The organism is Candidatus Nitrosotalea sp. FS, assembly GCF_011319475.1.
Lineage (GTDB): Archaea > Thermoproteota > Nitrososphaeria > Nitrososphaerales > Nitrosopumilaceae > Nitrosotalea.
This window is the reverse complement of sequence record NZ_RCMC01000131.1, coordinates 1-799: the sequence shown is the minus strand read 5'-3', so window position 1 is coordinate 799 and position 799 is coordinate 1.

The following is a 799-nucleotide window of genomic DNA, read 5'->3' as shown; positions in this document are numbered from 1 at the left end:
AATGACGATGACAACAATACTCCGTCCTCATCAAAGGCATGCTCTTGCAGCACCTCATCCTGGGTCATACCATTCTCATTTCTGCTGTGGCATATCCTGATTCGCTGCCTGTTTTTCTCAGATAGATTGTTTCGTATGTCAACACATTTCTTTTCTGATGAAGTAAGTATCAATCCTCTTTCAGTGCTGTGCTGTGACATGATTTCATCAATTTTTTTAATCACGGCAAGCTCGTCATCTCTNTTTTCTCAGACAGGTTGTTTCTTATGTCAACACATTTCTTCTCTGATGAAGTAAGTATCAGTCCTCTCTCGGTACTGTGTTGTGACATGATGTCATCAATTTTTTTAATTACGGCAAGCTCGTCATCTCTACTTGAAGAGTAGCTGAGTTTTCTTGTATTAAGAAAATTAATTCTTCTACTGTCTGGTGGAAACGGAGATCTTGGGGTATCAACAAATCCAACTTTGTCTGGATCAAGTCCTGCATTTTCACAAAAACTATCCTTGTCTATTGTTGCCGACATGAAAACTTGATTTTCCATATCAAAGAAGGTCTTGACATATTTTGAAATGTCAAGTGGTTTGACTGAAACTGATCTGAAATTTCCTCGCTCGTCGTTGAATGGATCATTTACAACAAAATTACTTTTGTTTATGAATAACTCTGCATGAGCATTTGCCATCTTTTCATATCTTGATTCTAATTTTGCAAGTAGAGAATAATCTGGATTTAGAATAAATGCTCTACTGTCCAGCAACTCCTTGATCTGCTCTGAGTATGATCTTGCCAGATCATC